The organism is Microbacterium maritypicum (genome assembly GCF_041529975.1).
Lineage (GTDB): Bacteria > Actinomycetota > Actinomycetes > Actinomycetales > Microbacteriaceae > Microbacterium.
The window spans coordinates 1,108,847-1,126,480 of sequence record NZ_CP168030.1; the positions used below are offsets into that span (position 1 = coordinate 1,108,847).

The 17,634-nt window shown below is 70.3% G+C and carries 13 protein-coding genes and 1 riboswitch; of the genes, 7 read left to right on the forward strand and 6 right to left on the reverse strand.

Translation table 11 applies throughout. The features are described 5' to 3' along the window. Positions 1–12: 12 nt before the first annotated feature. The 5 genes from ACCO44_RS05325 (at position 13) to nagB (ending at position 7,532) form a co-directional block, all read left to right on the forward strand. Entirely contained in the window at positions 13–1,230 is a 1,218-nt protein-coding gene (locus tag ACCO44_RS05325; protein ID WP_372468766.1) for an amino acid deaminase, read from the forward strand. Further along, positions 1,221–4,484 carry a family 20 glycosylhydrolase gene (locus tag ACCO44_RS05330; RefSeq protein ID WP_372468768.1) on the forward strand — a complete coding sequence of 1,088 codons (3,264 nt, stop codon included), beginning with the start codon at positions 1,221–1,223 and terminating at the stop codon, positions 4,482–4,484. The genes ACCO44_RS05325 and ACCO44_RS05330 overlap by 10 nt, the downstream gene beginning before the upstream one ends. A gap of 79 nt (positions 4,485–4,563) precedes the next feature. Continuing rightward, on the forward strand, positions 4,564–5,751 hold the full coding sequence (locus tag ACCO44_RS05335; protein WP_372468770.1) for an ROK family protein: 1,188 nt from the start codon (positions 4,564–4,566) through the stop codon (positions 5,749–5,751). A 43-nt stretch (positions 5,752–5,794) separates the two neighbouring features. Further along, positions 5,795–6,760: an ROK family protein gene (locus ACCO44_RS05340; protein WP_372468771.1), complete on the forward strand. Its 966-nt coding sequence runs from the start codon at positions 5,795–5,797 to the stop codon at positions 6,758–6,760. Next, positions 6,753–7,532 (forward strand): glucosamine-6-phosphate deaminase, encoded by a 780-nt coding sequence (gene nagB / locus ACCO44_RS05345; protein ID WP_105711852.1) that lies wholly within the window; start codon positions 6,753–6,755, stop codon positions 7,530–7,532. Before ACCO44_RS05340 ends, nagB begins: the two co-directional genes overlap by 8 nt. Positions 7,533–7,548: 16 nt before the next feature. On the opposite strand, the gene ACCO44_RS05350 is transcribed toward nagB, so the two are convergent. From ACCO44_RS05350 to ACCO44_RS05375, 6 genes are all read right to left on the reverse strand, one after another. Further along, on the reverse strand, positions 7,549–7,956 hold the full coding sequence (locus ACCO44_RS05350) for an NUDIX domain-containing protein (protein ID WP_372468772.1): 408 nt from the start codon (positions 7,954–7,956) through the stop codon (positions 7,549–7,551). After that, a complete protein-coding gene (locus ACCO44_RS05355; RefSeq protein WP_372468773.1) occupies positions 7,949–9,313 on the reverse strand; it encodes an FAD-binding oxidoreductase in 1,365 nt (454 codons plus the stop codon). Before ACCO44_RS05355 ends, ACCO44_RS05350 begins: the two co-directional genes overlap by 8 nt. Before the next feature lie 24 nt (positions 9,314–9,337). After that, positions 9,338–9,709, reverse strand: a complete 372-nt coding sequence (locus tag ACCO44_RS05360) for a YrdB family protein (protein WP_029262323.1) — start codon at positions 9,707–9,709, stop codon at positions 9,338–9,340. A gap of 9 nt (positions 9,710–9,718) precedes the next feature. Further along, positions 9,719–11,833, reverse strand: coding sequence for a sigma-70 family RNA polymerase sigma factor (locus ACCO44_RS05365; protein WP_372468775.1), 2,115 nt, complete (start codon positions 11,831–11,833; stop codon positions 9,719–9,721). A gap of 685 nt (positions 11,834–12,518) precedes the next feature. Next, complete coding sequence (locus ACCO44_RS05370; RefSeq protein WP_372468777.1) at positions 12,519–13,691, reverse strand: N-acetylglucosamine-6-phosphate deacetylase; 1,173 nt, start codon at positions 13,689–13,691, stop codon at positions 12,519–12,521. After that, positions 13,688–15,199, reverse strand: coding sequence for a family 20 glycosylhydrolase (locus ACCO44_RS05375; protein WP_372468778.1), 1,512 nt, complete (start codon positions 15,197–15,199; stop codon positions 13,688–13,690). The genes ACCO44_RS05370 and ACCO44_RS05375 overlap by 4 nt, the downstream gene beginning before the upstream one ends. Before the next feature lie 107 nt (positions 15,200–15,306). Beyond that, a riboswitch (ZMP/ZTP riboswitch) is annotated at positions 15,307–15,391 on the forward strand. Between the two features lie 40 nt (positions 15,392–15,431). Between ACCO44_RS05375 and glyA the strand changes: the two genes are divergently transcribed. Together glyA and ACCO44_RS05385 are read left to right on the forward strand one after the other, a co-directional pair. After that, positions 15,432–16,706 carry a serine hydroxymethyltransferase gene (gene glyA / locus ACCO44_RS05380; RefSeq protein ID WP_029262328.1) on the forward strand — a complete coding sequence of 425 codons (1,275 nt, stop codon included), beginning with the start codon at positions 15,432–15,434 and terminating at the stop codon, positions 16,704–16,706. Continuing rightward, positions 16,703–17,581: a bifunctional methylenetetrahydrofolate dehydrogenase/methenyltetrahydrofolate cyclohydrolase gene (locus tag ACCO44_RS05385; protein ID WP_372468780.1), complete on the forward strand. Its 879-nt coding sequence runs from the start codon at positions 16,703–16,705 to the stop codon at positions 17,579–17,581. Before glyA ends, ACCO44_RS05385 begins: the two co-directional genes overlap by 4 nt. Positions 17,582–17,634 lie beyond the last annotated feature (53 nt).

The window sequence follows — 17,634 nt, forward strand, 5'->3', positions numbered from 1 at the left end:
TAGCCTTGTTAGATGCCTCTACAAATTCCGGATCCCGTTCTCGGCGCCTGGACGAAGGGCTTCCCGGCGCATGCTGCGGGACTCCGACTCTCGGAGGTCGCGGGCGCCGATCTGCGCCTCTCCGACCTGGTCACTCCGGTGCTCACGGTGCATGAGGGCGCACTCGCGCACAACGAGGGGACCGTCTTCGCATGGGCGCGGGAGCAGGGGGTGCTGCTCGCGCCGCACGGCAAGACCACGATGGCGCCGGCCCTCTGGCAGCGGCTCCTCGAAGCGGGCGCGTGGGGCATCTCGGTCGCGACGCCGTGGCAGGCCGAGGTCGCCGTCGACGCCGGTGTCGCGACGGTGCTGATCGCCAATGCTGTGACAGATGCCGCGGCGGTGCGCCGCCTGAGCGCACTGCTCGCCGCCGATGACGGGCTGCGGGTGCTGTGCTGGGCGGATTCCCTCGCCGGCGTCGCGATCCTGGCGGACGGGACGCGCGGTGCCGTGCGGCCGCTCGACGTGCTGGTGGAGCTCGGCGGCGCGCAGGGCCGCACCGGCGCCCGCAGCGTGGAGGAGGGCGAGCGGATCGCGCAGGCGATCTCGGAGGCTCCCGGGCTGCGACTCGCCGGTGTCGCCGGGTACGAAGGTCCGTTCGGGCCGGATCGCAGCGACGCTTCCGTCGCGGCCGTCGACGCGTATCTCCGGACGATCGTCGAGCTGCACACGCGCCTGGTGTACCCCGCGGACATCCGCCCTGTGCTCAGCGCGGGCGGCAGCTCGTTCCCCGATCGGGCTGCCACGGTACTCGCGCCCCAGGGCGCGGAGGCCGACGTCGTCCTGCGGTCTGGTGCCTTCCAGATCCACGACGACGGGTTCTACTCCCGCATGTCGCCGTTCGGCCCGTTGACCGGAACCGCGCCACTTCGTTCGGCGATGCACGCCTGGTCGCGTGTCGTCTCGCAGCCGGAACAGGGCCTCGCCCTGTTGGACGCGGGCCGTCGAGATGTGCCGTTCGATCTCGATCTGCCGGTCCCGCAGTCGGTCGACGGTGAGATCACGGCGCTCAACGATCAGCACGCGTTCCTGCGGCTCGCGGACGGCGCTTCGGCGGGGGTCGGCGACGTGGTGCGTCTGGGCCTCTCGCACCCATGCACGGCGTTCGACAAGTGGCGGGTGGTCGCCGTGATCGACGATCCCGACGCGGATGACCCGCGCGTGATCGGGGCGGTCGCGACATGCTTCTGAGTGCGGAGAAGGCGGCGGCCGGCCTGGTGCGGGTCTACCGCGGAGCGACGGTCGTCGACGGGACGGGGGCGGCGCGCTACGTGGCCGACGTCGCCGTCGAGGGTGCCCGGGTGGCCGCGGTGCTGACGAAGGAAGCCACCGAGGGCCTCGAGCTTCCGGATGGGGCGACGGAGATCGATGCGGCCGGCCTGGTGCTGGCCCCGGGATTCATCGACATGCACGCGCACAGCGACCTCGCCGTGCTGAGCGGCGCTGCCCACGAGGCGAAGATCCGGCAGGGGGTCACCACCGAAGTGCTCGGTCAGGACGGCCTTGGCTACGCCCCGTCGGACGACCGCGCGGCCGCCGTCATCCCCGGCCAGATCGCCGGATGGAACGGCATGCCCGCCGAGGTGCCCTGGCGGACGATGGACGACCTGCTCGCCGCGATCGATGCCGCAGCCGTGGCCAACGCCGCAGTGCTCGTGCCGCAGGGGAACCTCAGGATGATGGTCGTCGGGCATGAGAACCGCCCGGCGACGTCGGCCGAGATCTCCGCCATGGCGGACCTGCTCGGCGCGGCGCTGGATGCCGGTGCGTTCGGGATGTCGAGCGGCCTCACCTATACGCCGGGGATGTACGCCGACACGGCGGAGCTCGAGGCGCTGTGCCGCGTGGTCGCGGAACGGGGCGGTTACTGGGCGCCGCACACGCGCAGCTACGGCGGGGGAGCGCTCGACGCCTATCGGGAGGCGCTCGACATCGGCCGCCGCACCGGGTGTCCCGTCCACCTCACCCACGCCACGATGAACTTCACCCCGAACCGGGGGCGGGCAGCGGAGCTCCTCGCTCTCATCGATGAGGCCATCGCGGATGGCGTCGACGTGACCCTGGACACCTATCCCTATCTGCCGGGAGCCACCACGCTCGCGGCCCTGCTGCCGAGCAGGCTCGCCGCCACGGGCGACCTGTTGCGTGCTGTCGCCGAGCTGGACGCGGCCGGTCGGGAGACGGTCCGAGTCGAGCTCGAAGAGGTCGGCTGCGACGGCTTCCACGGTGAGAGGGCCGACTGGACGCAGATCCAGATCTCCGGCACGGTCCATCCTGACCTGGTCGACCTGGTCGGTCGGACGGTCGCCGAGATCGCCGAGACCACGGGGCGTCGAGCCGTCGACGTCGTGCTCGACACGATCATCGCCGATGCCGGGGCCACCGGCATCCTGATGCACATCGGCGACGAGGAGAACGTCCGCGCGATCATGCGCCACCCGCAGCACACCGGCGGAAGCGACGGCATCCTGATCGGTGCGCGGCCGCACCCCCGTGGCCGGGGCACGTTCCCGCGCTATCTCGGACACTACGTGCGCGAGCTCGGCATCCTCACGCTGGAGGAGGCGGTGCAGCACCTGGCGGGTACACCGGCCAGACGGCTGGGCCTCGACCGCGACGATGCTCCGCGCGGTGTGATCCGCTCCGGCGCGACCGCCGACCTGGTGCTCTTCGATCCCGAGACCATCGCCGCCGGCGCGACCTTCGACGAGCCGTTCACCCCACCGCTCGGCATCGTCGAGGTGCTGGTCGGCGGAGTGCCCGTGGTCTCCGACGGCGAGCCCACCGGTGCCACGCCGGGGCGGGCGCTGCGGATGCCGCCGGTGGCCCATCGAGCCACGGTGCCGCGCATCGACGCACGCATCGACCCGCTGGCAACAGGTTTCGCCTGGTCGGACGAGACACCCGTGCTCGCCACCGCGGAGCTCGCCACCGTTGCGGGCCGGCTGGGTGGAGTCGGTCGCGACGACGGACGGCCGGGCATCCGCCTCGTGGTCGATGAGACGCTCGGCGCCGATGCCGCAGCGGCGGGTCGCATCGCACCGGAGGCGTTCCGCGTGAGCGTGAGCGCCTCGGGTATCGAGGTCCGGGGTGCGAGTCCTGCCGGCGTGTACCGGGGTGCCACGGTGCTGCGGCAGCTCCGTGACCCGGACGGAGCGACGACGCCGATTCCGGCCGGAGTCTGGGAGGGAGCGCCCGCCTATGCGTGGCGAGGCGCGATGCTCGACGTCGCACGTCACTTCCGGACCGTGGAAGAGGTCCGTCGTCTCATCGACCAGCTCGCGGATCACCATCTCAACGTCCTGCACCTGCATCTCTCGGATGACCAGGGCTGGCGGTTCGAGGTGCCGGGCTTCCCCCGCCTCACCGAGATCGGTGCCCGTCGAGCAGCGACGCAGCGCGGCCACGGTCCGCTCGCGACCGTCGAGCCCGGCGTCCATGAGGGCTTCTACACGACCGCCGAGTTGCGTGATCTCGTGAGGTACGCCGCCGAACGCTTCGTCACGCTCGTCCCGGAGGTCGAACTCCCCGGTCACGTGCAGGCCGCGCTCGCCGCCTATCCTGAGCTCGGGAACACCGACGTCGGCGACCCGGTCGAGTCGCCGTGGGAGCGGTTCGGCGTGAACCCGCGCACGCTCGCGCCCACCGAGGCCTCGCTGGCCTTCGGGCGCGCGGCCATCGACGCGCTGTGCGACGTGTTCGACTCGGAGTGGATCGGCATCGGCGGTGACGAGGTCCCGGTGACCGAGTGGGCGCAGAGCGCCGCGGCCGCCGCGCGTGTGCAGGAGCTCGGACTCGCCACCGCGCACGACGTGCAGCCGTGGTTCACGGCCCATTTCGTCGCTCACGTACGCGCCAGAGGTCGCACGGCGCTGGCGTGGGACGAGGTGCTCGAGGGTGACGTGCCCGACGGCGTCCGGATTCTCGCATGGCGTGGCCCGGTCGCGATGCGCGCGGCTCTCTCGCGGGGCATCGAGGTCGTGGCCTGCCCCGACCTCGAGGCGTACCTCGACTACCCGCAGTCCGAATCCGCGGAGGAGCCCATCAGGGTCGGCCCGCCACTGACGATCGAGCGGGCGTACACCCTGCGCGTCGAGGACGGAGCCGTCGGCGGTCAGGCCAACGTCTGGAGCGAGCATCTGCCCACCCGTGATCGGGTCGACTTCGCGATGTTCCCTCGTCTGTCGGCGATCGCCGAGCGGCTTTGGGAGGGTGGTGACCCGGCACCGTTTGCGGACTTCGGTCGACGTCTGCCGATGCAGCTGCGCCGTCTCCGCGCGGCGGGGGTGCGGTATCGTCCACTGGACGGACCTGCACCCGATCAGCGTCGTCCCGGAGTGCCCGGCAAACCCCTCACGGTCGAGGCGCGCGAGCGCATCGTCGCCGGTCTGGTGACGCGGCTTCTCGAGCGTTCGGAGGACGCCTCCGCCGAGCTTCGAAAGTAATGTAACGTTTCGGTAACCCTCCTCGCGCGACCGCGGGGAGAGGTTGCACAAATTTTGTTCGTAAGGTCTACTAACAAACATGTCCGTTTCGGATGAACAGCGTCCCGCGCCGCCGGTAGAGTACCTCGGCGCGAACACGCATGCCTTCGGCCCGGGGCGCCACCTGCGCTCGCGTGCGAAAGTGCTTCCCGAGCATGCACGCGGCCACAACCGTGCACTCGTGCTGCAGACGCTGTATCACGCCGGTGCGATGAGCCGTGCGGATCTCTCGCGAGAGACCGGGCTGACCCGAGTCACGATCTCCGACCTGGTCGCCGAATTCATCGCCGACGGCATCGTCATCGAGATGGGCGTCCGCGAGGCCGTAGGTCCGGGCAAGCCGCCCATCCTGATCGACATCGACCGCGTCGGCCACCAGATCCTCGGCCTCGATCTCTCGGGTCCCAGCGCTTTCACCGGCGCGGTGCTGAGCCTCGACGGCGACGTGCTCGAACGGCGTGAGGTGCCGAGGCCGGACTCGCCCGACGGCGAAGCGGCGTACGCGGCCCTGCACGAGCTCGCCAAGACCCTGGTCGCCGCTTCCACGCAGCCGCTGCTCGGCGTCGGCATCGGAACTCCCGGTGTCGTGCGGCCCGATGGACTCGTCCTCAGCTCGCCGAACCTCGGCTGGACGAACTTCCCGCTCGAGGCGAAGCTCGGCATCGACCTCGATCTGCCCGTCCTCGCCAGGAACGACGCCAACGCGGCGGTGCTCGCCGAATACACGTTCGGCGATGCGAAGGCCGACTTCATGCTGATCAAGATCGGCAAGGGCGTTGGCGCCGGGCTCATCACCGGCAGCCAGCCGCTGCTGGGCAGCCGCTTCGCGGCGGGGGAGATCGGACACGTCGTCGTCGGCACCGACGGCGGTCCCCGATGTGCCTGCGGCAAGGATGGCTGTCTCGAGGCCTGGCTGAGCGTCAGCCGCCTGCGTGCGGCGCTGGAGTCCGACTCCGACGCTCGCGACGAGATCCTGCGCGACGCCGGAACGCGCATGGCGATCGCCGTCGCTCCGATCGTCGCTGCTCTCGACCTCTCCGAGGTCGTGCTCTCCGGTCCCGCAGATCTGCTCGACGGCATCCTGATCGATGCCGCGATCGAGACGCTGCACGCCCGCACGCTCGAGGGTGTGTTCGAGGACGTGGTCGTGCGCCGGACCCATCAGGAGGACATCGTCCTGCGCGGTGCCGCCGTGATGGTGCTCTCCGGCCAGCTGGGCGTGTCGTGACGCTCCCCTTCGCCACCGCGGAGACCGCGGGGAGCAGCATCCGATGAGTGATGCGCGTGCTGCCGACCCCGCCGGTCGGCGGATTCGAGTGGGCCTGGACGTCGGCGGTACCAAGATCGACGCCGTGGCTGTAGACCCTTCCGGGGAGATCATCGGCCGACTCCGCCGGGTCACCGGCTGGGGAGACGATGCCGTCGTCGAGAGCATCGTGACGGCCGTCAGCGGGCTCGCCGATGAAGTCGGATTGTCGCTGTCGGACATCGGCTCCGTCGGAATCGGCATCCCCGGGCTGGTCGACGCCGACGCCGGCCGCGTCGACCATGCGGTCAACCTCGGCGTGGAATCCCTCGATCTCGCCGACCGTGCCGAACAGGCGCTCGGCATGCCGTTCCGTGTGGAGAACGATGTGAAGGCGGCCGCACTCGGTGCGGCGGCCCTGAGCGGGGTCACCGGGTCGATGGCATATCTCAACCTCGGCACCGGCGTCGCCGCCGGCATCGTGATCGACGGCCGCATCTGGCGCGGCGCCCGTGGCACAGCCGGGGAAGTGGGGCACCTCTCGGTCGATCCGAAGGGACGCCTGTGCGGATGCGGTCAGCATGGCTGCGTCGAGACGTTCTGCGGCGGCGGAGCGCTCGCCAAGGCCTGGGGTCGCCCGGGCGCGCTGCCGATCAGAGACATCTTCGACGCCGCGGACGCCGGCGATCCGCTCGCTCTCGCGCTCCGAGAGGACCTGTTCCACGGCGCTGCCGCCGCCGTTCGTGTGCTCGTCCTCTCGGCCGACGTCGAGACCGTCGTCATCGGAGGAGGGCTCACGGCTCTCGGCGACCGCCTGGAGGCCGGCGTACGTGCGGCGCTGCATGCCGGCGCCGACGCGTCGCCGTTCATGCGGTCCCTCCGCCTGGATGAGAGAATCGAACTGCTTCCGGCCGGGTCTCCCGCTGCCGCTTTCGGCGCCGCACTGGTCGGCGCATCCATCACCGAGAAGGAGATCGTCCCGCATGGCTGAGGTCGTCATCGTCGAGAATGCCGAGGCCGCAGGCGCCTTGGTCGCCACCGAGATCGTCGAGCTGATCGAACGCCGGGCGGATGCGGTGCTGGGGCTGGCGACCGGATCCACTCCGCTTCCCGTGTACCAGGCGCTGCGCACGCAGCTCGCCGGTCGCGACGTCTCGCAGGTGCGCGGCTTCGCGCTCGACGAGTACGTCGGCATCGACCCGTCGCACCCGGAGAGCTACCGCTCCGTGATCACGCGCGAGGTCGTCGAACCACTCGGTCTCGACCCGCAGCGCATCCACGTTCCCAACGGCGCTCTCGCGACGATCCAGCACGCCGGCGACGACTACGAGGTCGCCATCGATGCGGCCGGTGGGGTCGACCTGCAGATCCTCGGGATCGGTACCGACGGACACATCGGCTTCAACGAGCCGGGGTCGTCCTTCGCGTCGCGCACCCGGGTGAAGACGCTCACGGAGCAGACCCGCGAGGACAACGCGCGCTTCTTCGACTCCATCGACGACGTGCCGATGCACTGCATCACGCAGGGACTCGGCACCATCCTGAAGGCGCGGCACCTGGTGCTGCTCGCTTTCGGCGAAGGCAAGGCCGAGGCCGTGGCCGGCGCCGTCGAGGGACCGCTCACCGCGCTCCTTCCGGGCTCCGCCATCCAGCTGCACCCGCATGCGACGATCGTCGTCGATGAGGCTGCGGCATCGCGTCTCGCTCTTGCCGACTACTACCGCTACACGTTCGCGAACAAGCCGGCCTGGCAGGGCATCTGACGCCTGTCCGGCGCGTTCAGCCCGCCAGCGCGGGCCAGGCGATCGGCAGCAGGTGCTCGACGCTCAGGGGCGCCAGGGGGAGTGTCGCGACGTCTGCCGGCGTGATCCATCGCAGTTCAGCGAGCTCCGCCTGGACCGTGACGGCTCCGGGGTCGACGGATGTCGCGAAGGCCGCAGCGACGACACGGTGCCCCGGTTCGTTCGCGGCCGCGGAGATGAAGGTCCCGAGTGGGTGAAGGTCACTCTCGTCGAGCGTGAGTCCCAACTCCTCGTGGAGCTCGCGGATCAGGGTCTGCACCGCGGATTCGCCCGGCTCGGGCTTGCCTCCCGGCTGCATGAACCGCGTGGTGCCCTGCTTGCGGACGACCAGCACCCGGCCTTCGGCATCGATGATCACGGCCGCGCTCACATGGATGTCAGGCATCGGGGCTGAACACCTTTCCCGGGTTGAGGATGCCGAGGGGATCGAACACCGCGGCGATCTGCCGTTGCAGCTGCCACTGGTCGTCACCGAGCTCTTCGGCGAGCCAGCGGCGCTTCAGCACGCCGATGCCGTGCTCTCCGGTCAGGGTCCCGCCGAGGCGGATCGCCGCGCGGAACAGCTCGTCCGCCGCGACCCACACCTCGGGCGGAACGTCCGGACCTTCGAAGAGGAAGTTGGGGTGCAGATTGCCGTCGCCGGCGTGCGCCACCGTCGGGATGGTGAGCGCGTGCTCGCGTTCGATGCGCGCGATCTCGTCGAACATGGCGGGCATCGCGCTGCGCGGCACGGAGACGTCCTCGATGAGCGTCGTTCCCAGTGACGCCATCGCCGCGTGCATCGATCGGCGGATCGCGAGCAGCTGTTCGCCCTCCGCGCGATCGTGCGAGACCACAGTGACCCCGCCATGGGAACGGAGGATCTCCGCGATGGCGTCGGCCTCGGCACGGGCGGCGGGTCCGTCGGTCTGAATGGTGAGCTGGGCCGCCCCCGGCGTCGGGGCGACGAGACCGAGGAGCGCGTGCACGGCGGTGAGGCTCGCGGCATCCATCAGCTCCATGATCGCCGGTTGCACCCCGGCGGCGGTGACAGCGGCAGAAGCGGAGGCTGCGGCGCGCACGCCGGGGAAGGTGGCGACGACCGTGCAGGTCTCTCCGGGCACGAGCCTGCGCAGCTTGAGGGTCGCTCCCACCACGACACCCAGCGTGCCTTCGGAGCCGACGACCAGTGCGGTGAGGTCGAGACCGGTGACGCCTTTGACGCTCCGGTGGCCGAGGTGCAGAAGCCGTCCGTCCGCGAGCACGAGGTCGGCGCCCAGCACGGCATCGCGGACGACACCGTATTTGGCGCAGAGCAGTCCGCCGGCACCGGTGGCGATGTTGCCGCCCACCGTGGAGATGTCGCGGCTGGCCGGGTCGGGCGCCCACCACAGGCCATGCCGGGCGAGCTCCGTGTTGAGGTCGGCGTTCAGGATGCCGGGTTCGACGACCGCGAGCAGATCGTCTGGTCGCACCTCGCGGATCGCGGTCATCCGCCGCAGGGACAGCACGATCTCGCCACTGCCGGCGTTGGCGGCACCGGCGAGTCCGGTGCCGGCACCGCGGATGACGACGGGGGTGCGCGTGGCCGTCGCGATGCGCATGGTCTGCTGGACGTGCTCGACCCGTTCGGCGTGGATGACGGCGATCGGGCGTCCGGCGGCGGCATGACCGGAGCGGTCTGCTCTGGCCTGCTCGAGAACAGTCTCGTCGGTGTCGACGAGCGCGCCGAGCGTCTCCTTCAGCCGTGCCAGGACGCTCACGGCCGCGCGCTCACCACGAGAGGCTCACGACAGTGCGCGCCGACCACTGAGAACGCCCGCGACGACGGCCACCAGGGCGAACGCGGTGCCGATCAGCGCCTGGCCCATCGACCACCAGGCGATCGTGACGCCGACGTAGATCAGCAGCTCGACGGCGGCGCGGAGGAACGGGTGCACGCGCAGTACCGGGCGCGGAGACAGGAAGAGCGCCCAGACGAGGATCACGAGCACCGGCGCACCGATACCGAGGATGACGTTCCAGGGGAGGTCCCAGCTGGCGAAGCCCCACAGGGCGAGGGAGGCGACCGCAGCGACCAGGACGACGGTGCGGACGACGTCGAGAGCGGAGATGGTCGGGCGCTCGACGCCGGGGACGGGTGCGGGATCCGAGGACATGCATCCAGTCTATTCGGCGTCCGGAGCGTCCTCAGCCGGTGCGATGGCGGCGGTTTCGGTGGCGGGTGCGTCGGTGGCGGGTGCGGAGTCGACCGGCTCCTCGGGAGCAGGTGCTACCGGTGCCGGTGCGGCCGGTGCGGGTGCCGGTGCCGGTGCGGCCGGTGCGGGTGCAGCCTGTGCGGGTGCAGCCGGCGCGGGCTCGACGGGTGCCGGCGCGGGCTCGACGGGTGCGGGCTCGGCGGGAGCCGGCTGCGTCTCCGCGGCGGTGACGGCCGTCGTCGTGTCGTCGCCCTCGAGAGCCTGTTCCGCCTCCTGCAGGACGGCCTCGACGGCGGGGCCGGATTCGAGTGCCAGCAGAGTCGTGTCGGCGGACGGGCCGATCTTGTCAGCCAGGACGTAGCGGAACGTGACGACGGTCGTGTCGGCGTCCACGACCTGCCAGAAGCTCGGACGAAGATCGATCGTCCCGGTGCCCGCGTCGTCGAGGACGATGCTGTCGCCACCGCCGCCGCTGCCGTCGAGGAGCGCTTCGACCGTCGTTCCCGGTGCGCCGGTGACCGGCACGCTGTAGTGGATGGTGAAACCGCTGAACCAGATGGTCGCAGCGGACCAGGTGGGTGCCTCCGTCGGGTCCACCGGATCGACCGGGTCCACGGGATCGACCGGGTCCACCGGATCCACGGGATCGACGGGATCGACGGGATCGACGGGATCGACGGGATCGACGGGATCGACGGGATCGACGGGATCCACGGGATCCACGGGATCCACGGGATCCACGGGATCCACGGGATCCACCGGGTCAACGGGATCGACGGGATCGACGGGAGTCGCGGGGGGAACCGGCGGAGCGATGACCGGGCCGGCGTCTTCCCGCGGCTGCGCCGGCGAGGAGTCTTCCTCAGGAGGAATGACCGGCGCCTCTTCCGGCACGGTCTCCGGCTCGTCGATGACGATCGGCTCGTCGAGGTTCAACGAGGCGTCGGGGCCGACCTGCGAAGTGATCGACGACGGGTCGGAGTCTCCGGCGCTGGGCTGCGATGTGGCCGGGTCCGCCCCGGCGAGTCCAGGAATGATGGTTGCCGCGGCGACGACTCCCGCGACGACCAGCGCAGCGGAGCCCGCGCCGACGAGGGCGCCGATCCCCGTCAACGCGCCACCGGTCGAGCCCGCTCCTGCGGTCGCACCGCCGCCGGCGGCGCCACCCGACCCGGTCCCGCCACCCGAGGAGGCGATGCCCGTCGCTGCCGGACCCGTCGGGTCTCCGGCGAACACCGCTCCGGGGATGCCGGACGGCATGGCAGCCAGAGCCACGATGGGAGTGCCGGCGCCCTGCAGCGTCGCAAGGTATCCGGCCGCGCCGGTGACGCCGAGCACGAGCGGGAGCAGCACGAGGGCGAGGCGCTTGGAGACGTCTTTGGCCTCGGCAGCGACGATCATGCATCGGGCGCACTCATCGAGGTGCAGCTCGAGGCGCTTGTGGTCACGAGTGCTGAGGTTGCCGCGCGAGTAGGCGCCGAGATGTTCGATCGTCCACTGGCATTCGGAGCCTTCGTCGGCGCTGCGCAGATGAGCCTGGATCCAGGCCTCGCGGAGGCCTTCGCGAGCGCGGAACGCCAGCTGCGACACCGCGCCGGACTTCATGCCCAGCAGGTGTCCGACTTCCTGCGGCTTCATCTGCTCGATCTCGGTGTACCAGAGCACCTCCTGCCAACGGGAGGGAAGGCTGCGGAAAGCCTGCGCGGTGAGGCTCCGATCGAGCGCCTCGTTCGCGGCCTGGTCGGTGGTGTCGGGGTCGGCGACGGCGTCGAGCTCGTCGATCGCGGTCTCCCGGCGGGCGCGACCCCATCCTGCGGCAGTGTTGCGGATGCTCGTGAAGAGGTAAGCGCGGAAGGAGCCGTTGGGACCGCCGCCCTTGAGGATCGCCTGGTAGATGCGGGTGTACGCCTCTTGGACCAGGTCGTCCGGGTCGATCGAGGAGGTGACCGAGCGAGCGACCGCGAGGCCGGACGGATAGTGGCGACGCCAGAGTTCGCCGAACGCGCCTGTGTCGCCCGAGCGGGCTCGCAGGATCAGGTCGGCGTCGCCGATCGGTTCGTCGTGAGTCGTGTTCTCTTCGTGCACAATCATCCATCTGTCGCGGGCGCAGGTACGTCTCTACAGGGTGAGATGCGTGAGGGCGCCGCTCATCACGCGACTTCATCATTCTCTCGCGAATCTCCCAGCTAAGCCACCCTTCCCTGCGGATTCTGAACAGATATACGGGATCTCGCCAGGCCGACCGGGAGCCCGCGGCCCGCGGGAGCACGGCGGCACGAACTTTTTTCCGAAGTCGCGTAATGAACCCGAGGGGTCGCCGTCTCATCCCATAGGGACAGCCGTACGAACTCCACCGGGGGGCGGAGTTCAGGTGCTGGTGTGAAGGACATGCACCGGTCGGGCGGGTCGGGATCCTCGGGGGAGGAGAGCCCGGCCCCCCATCTCTGCACACGAGGAAGAGACCGCCGATCTGGGGACCGGCGGCCTCCCGCGTGGATCGGTCCTCGGACCGGGGTGGCTTTCCGAAGATTTTCGAGAAGTCGCGTAATGAATCGGTGGGGATGCCGTCTCATCCCATAGAGACAGCCGTACGAATTCCTCCGGGGGGCGGGATTCAGGCAGCGGTCGGTCGGGATCCTCGGGGGAGGAGAGCCCGGCCACCGGCTCTGAGAGGGGAACGGGGCCGTCGATCTGGGGACCGGCGGCCCCCCACCCGAACCTGAACGACCGGAGAGCGCAGGGTTGCGCGTCGCGCGATGCTCTGCTGCCTCTAGGCGTGCAGCCGTGGTCCTGACCACACTCGTGCGACGCGCAGCTCGGCATCCAGCAGTACGGCATCTCCGAGCATCCCGACCCGGAGCCCGCCGAGTTCGGCGGAGCGGCCGATCGCCCGCGCCGGCGTCTCGGTGAGGGCCCGCACGGCTTCAGCGACGTCCACCCCGGCGGCCACCGTGCGTCGCAGCGCGACATCCTGGGTGAGGGTCGACCCGGCGATCGAACCGGTGTCATCGGTTCGGGCGACGCCGTTCTCGACCGTGACGCTCACCGCTCCGAGGTCGTAGTGGCCGTCGGCGCTTCCGGCCGCGGCCATGGCGTCGGTGATGAGGGCCACTCGGCCGGGCGCGGAGTCGAACACGAGCTTGATGACGTGCGGGTCGAGGTGCACGTTGTCGGCGATCGCCTCCAGCACCACACGATGATCTGCGGCGGCGGCGAGCACCGGTCCGGGAGCACGATGGTGGATGCCGGGCATCGCATTGAACGCGTGGGTGAGGATCGACGCGCCGGCCTCGAATGCGGCGACCGCCATCGCCGCGTCGGCATCGGTGTGTCCCACGGCTGCCGCGGATCCGGCGGCCACGATCTGTCGGATCGCGTCGAGTCCGCCCGGAAGCTCCGGCGCGATCGTCACCTGCCGGACCGTGCCGCGGCCCGCGTCGAGCAGACGCGCGACGTCGGCCGCAACCGGGTGGCGCAGAAGCGCGGGCTCGTGCGCGCCGTGGTGGCCCGGGTCGAGGAAGGGTCCTTCGAGGTGCGAACCGAGGATGTCCGCATCGGTCTCGGTCAGGTCGGCGATCGTGGCGACGTTGCGCGCGAGCGCGTCGATCGACGCCGTCACGAGCGACACGACCGCCCGGGTGGTGCCGTGCGCGCGATGCAGACCGCGCCCGGTGCGGATCGCCTCCACCCCGTCGTCGAACGATGCACCGGCACCGCCGTGTCCGTGGATATCGATGAAACCCGGGGTGAGCAGGGCGCCGGGTCCGGCATCCGCCGCGGCGTCGACGACCTCATCGGCGGGCGACCAGTCGGCGCCGGTGCCGCGAGCCGTGACGGCGCCGTTCTCGATGCGGACCCAGCCGTCTTCGGTGATCTCGCCGCGATCGACGATCCTGGCCGAATGGACGACCAGTGAACCGGTCGCGGAGGAGTGGGTGCTCAACGTTCGCTCCAGGGGATCTCGTCTGCGGGGTGGAAATCGACCCCCTCAGCCTTCCACAGCGGGGCGAGCGCTCCGACCCGCTCGCGGAAGGACTCCCACACCCGCTCGGGAGCGTGCTGCGGCGACCATGCCACCTCCGCCTGGGCGGCCACGCGGGGGAAGACCAGCTGCTCGACGTCGCCGAGTGTGCGCGTGGTCTCGGACCACAGCGGCGCTTCGACGCCGAGGATCGCGGCATCCGGCACGTCGAGGACCGCGGTCGGCTCCCACTCGTAGGCGGAGCGGACGTCGATGATCGCGGCCCAGGTGAGTCCCAGGGGGAAGTCCTCGGTGTACTTCATGTCGAGGTAGGTGACGTCGGCCGCGGACATGATCAGTGCGCCGCCGCGCTCGACGAAGTGCGCGGCCTCTTCCGCATGGGCGCCCTCCGGGGTCGTCTTGCCCCAGTACTGCCCGACCGTACCCTCGGCGATGTTCGCCGCCGATCCCATCTCATGCCAGGCGACCGGTGTCTTGCCCGCGTCGACCACGATCGCGGTGGCGCGCTCGGCGAACAGGTCGAAGTCCGCCTGGGGCGTGCCGAGCGACTCGTCGCCGCCGATGTGGATGTACGGACCGGGTGTCATCTCGGCCAGCTCGCGGACGACGTCGCGCACGAAGTCGTACGTGCGCTCCTCGTGGATGCGCACGCTGGAGTGTCCGACGCCCCAGCCCAGGTAGCTCTCGCCGGCGACCGGCAGCGCCTGGCCGAGGCGTTCCGAATCCGCGATCAGGTTGTCGTTCATGACCGGCTCCTCGACGAGCTCCGGGTAGGCGACGCCGATCGCGTGCGTGTGACCGGGGAGGTCGATCTCGGGGATCACGATCATGTGCCGGGATGCGGCGTACGCGACGATCTCCCGGTAGTCGTCCTTCGTGTAGAAGCCGCCAGGGTCGCCGTTCGCCGACGTGCCGGCCGACAACTCCGTGAGCCGCGGCCAGGAGTCGATGTGCACACGCCACCCCTGGTCGTCGCTGAGGTGGAGGTGCAGATGGTTGAGCTTGAGTGCGCTCGTGCTGTCGATGAACTTCTTGACGTCGTCGACGCCGAAGAAGTGCCGGGCCACGTCGAGCATCACGCCGCGCCGGGCGAAGCGGGGGGAGTCGGCGATGTCGGCGCCGAGGAGCGTCCAGCCGGAGTCGTCCTGCCGGAGCAGTTGCAGCAGTGTCTGCACGCCGTAGAAGAGTCCGGCCTCGTCGGCGCCGACGACGACGGCCCGCTCACCGATCTCGAGCGTGTAGCCCTCCGGCGCCGACGAATTCGGGTCGACGAACAGCTCGATCTCGGCGGGGGCCCCGTCGGCGACGGAGAGGCGGATGCCGGTGCGGCGCTCCACCGCGTCGATCAGTTGGGCGGCGGCGGGGGAGGAGCCGAGCACGCGCGTCGTCGCGGTGACGGGCATCCGCCCTTCTCGTGCGGCGGCGGAGACGGGCACGGGCACGAGAGGAAGGGGATGAGGAAGGACCATGAACAAAACCTACCTGCCGCGGCCCCTCAACGGAACGGGGAATCGAATCGATTCTGTGGCGGGGTGTCGATGTCTCCGCGTCCGCCGCCTCGGGCATCCGCTATGCTCGTAACCGTCGCGACTGGCGTCTGGGTGGACTACCACCGGGGAGCGACTGACCACGGAATTCGACCGCGCGCCTGGGCCGATAGGAACACCCCTTTCGAATCCGTCGTCAAAGGAGCATGTCACCATGACCGACCGTTACTTCAACGCCCCGCTCGCCGAGGTCGACCCCGAGATCGCACAGGTCCTCGACCGTGAGCTGAAGCGTCAGCAGACCTTCCTCGAGATGATCGCCTCGGAGAACTTCGTTCCCGTCTCGATCCTGCAGTCGCAGGGTTCCGTGCTCACGAACAAGTACGCCGAGGGATACCCCGGCCGCCGCTACTACGGTGGCTGCGAAGAGGTCGACGTCGCGGAGTCCCTCGCGATCGAGCGGGCGAAGAGCCTGTTCGGCGCCGAGTTCGCGAACGTGCAGCCGCACTCCGGCGCGTCGGCGAACGCCGCGGTCCTGCACGCGATCGCCCGCCCCGGCGACACCCTGCTCGGCCTGTCGCTCGACCAGGGCGGCCACCTCACGCACGGCATGAAGATCAACTTCTCCGGCCGGCTCTACGACATCGTCGCGTACGGTGTCGACCCCGAGACCTCGACCATCGACATGGCGGAGGTCCGCCGCCTCGCGATCGAGCACAAGCCCAAGGTCATCATCGCCGGCTGGTCGGCCTACCCGCGCACCATGGACTTCGCGGCCTTCCGCGAGATCGCCGATGAGGTCGGCGCGCTGCTCTGGGTGGACATGGCGCACTTCGCCGGTCTGGTCGCCGCGGGTCTGCACCCGAACCCGGTTCCGCACGCGCACGTCGTCTCCTCGACCGTGCACAAGACCATCGGTGGCCCGCGCTCGGGCTTCATCCTCACGAACGACGCCGAGCTCGCCAAGAAGATCAACACCGCGGTCTTCCCGGGCCAGCAGGGCGGACCGTTGATGCACGTGATCGCCGCCAAGGCGACCGCGTTCAAGCTCGCCGGCACCCCGGAATTCAAGGAGCGCCAGGAGCGCGTGCTACGCGGAGCGAAGCTCATCGCCGAGCGCCTTTCGCAGCAGGACGTGAAGGATGCCGGCATCGCGGTGCGCTCGGGCGGCACCGACGTGCACCTGGTGCTGGTCGACCTGCGCGACGCCGAGATCGACGGCAAGCAGGCGGAAGACCTGCTGCACGACATCCACATCACCGTGAACCGCAACGCCGTTCCGAACGACCCGCGTCCGCCGATGGTGACCTCGGGTCTGCGCGTCGGCACGCCGGCGCTCGCGACCCGCGGCTTCGGTGACGCCGAGTTCACCGAGGTCGCCGACATCATCGCCCTCGCGCTGCTGCCGGGTGCGGATGTGGAGTCGCTGCGCGCCCGCGTCGACGCCCTGGCCGCCGCGTTCCCCCTCTACCCGGACCTGCAGCAGTGACGGCGAAGATCCTCGACGGGAAGGCGGCTTCCGCCGCGATCCGTGCCGAACTCACCGAGCGCGTCGCCGCGCTGAAGGCACGGGGCATCACCCCGGGCATCGCGACGGTCCTCGTGGGCGCGGACCCGGCATCGCAGCTGTACGTGGGCATGAAGCACCGGCAGTCCGAGGCGATCGGGATGAACTCGATCCAACGCGAGCTGCCCGCGGATGCGACCCAGGCCGAGGTCGAGGCGCTGATCGACGAGCTCAACGCCGACCCCGCGTGCCACGGCTACATCGTGCAGCTGCCGCTGCCGAAGCACCTCGACACCGACGCCATCCTGGAGCGGATCGATCCGGCGAAGGATGCCGACGGACTGCACCCGACCAACCTCGGCCGCCTCGTGCTGAACGTCAACGGTCCGATCCACACGCCGCTGCCCTGCACGCCGCGCGGCGTGATCGAGCTGCTGCTGCGCAACGACTACGACCTCAAGGGCAAGCACGTGGTCGTGGTCGGGCGCGGCGTCACCATCGGCCGTTCCATCGGGCTGCTGCTCACCCGCCGCGACCTCAACGCGACGGTCACGCTGACGCACACCGGCACCGTCGACATGCCGCGGTACCTGCGTGAGGCGGACGTGATCGTGGCTGCGGCCGGCGTCAAGCACCTGATCCGCGCCGAGGACGTCAAGCCCGGTGCCGCCGTGCTCGACGTCGGCGTGACGCGCGAGACGCACCCGGAGACCGGCAAGAGCCTGGTCTTCGGTGACGTCGCCCCCGGCGTCGCGGATGTCGCTGGTTACATCTCGCCGAACCCCGGCGGTGTGGGGCCGATGACGGTCGCCCTGCTCATGACGAATGTCGTCGAGGCCGCCGAGCGGGTCGTGTAGCCGCCGGTCGCCGCAGATACGCACGATGTCGCAGGAATCCGTGAGATTCCTGC